The following is a 577-nucleotide window of genomic DNA, read 5'->3' as shown; positions in this document are numbered from 1 at the left end:
GGCGGTGCGGTGCGGCCCCGCGTCGGGAGTGGATGGCGGCTGGGCCGGAGGCTCAAGCCTCCGGCTACTCGCACCAAGCCCTGGCGGGCTCGTTTGGGAACCAAACAACCAGACGGTCGGACCACGACAACCCGGGGTAATCCCTGGCTTTCGGTGACCAGACCAGGCCGACTTAACGACCATGGCGTCATTTTCGAAGGCGAAATCGGCGGGTGATGCGCCGCGGCCAGCCGCTCGACCTCGATGCCCAGAACGCCCCGTCCCGCGCGATACCCTAGCCTCCGAAGACGACCCGTCCGAAATTCTCCAGAATCCGCAACCCCACCTTCTGGCTCTTCTCCGGGTGGTACTGCGTGGCGAAGACGTTATCGCGGGCGATGGCAGACGTGAACTCGTGTCCGTAGTCGGTCGTCGTGGCGATCAGGGTCGGGTCCGCGGGCACCACGTAGTACGAGTGAACGAAGTACACGAAGGCCCCGTCGTCGATGCCGCGCAGGTGCGGAACGTCTTGCCGTTTGCGAATGCGGTTCCAACCCATGTGCGGCACCTTCAACTCACCGATGTCGCTGAAGCGTAC

At 64.5% G+C, this 577-nt stretch carries 1 protein-coding gene; it reads right to left on the bottom strand.

The features are described 5' to 3' along the window. Nucleotides 1-274: 274 nt before the first annotated feature. Nucleotides 275-577, bottom strand: a 303-nt coding sequence (hisH, locus tag L6Q96_23460) for an imidazole glycerol phosphate synthase subunit HisH (GenBank protein MCK6557505.1), incomplete at its 5' end; no start/stop codon positions are given.

Source organism: Candidatus Binatia bacterium, from assembly GCA_023150935.1.
Lineage (GTDB): Bacteria > Desulfobacterota > Binatia > HRBIN30 > HRBIN30 > JAKLJW01.
This window is presented reverse-complemented; position numbering and strand designations above follow the sequence as displayed.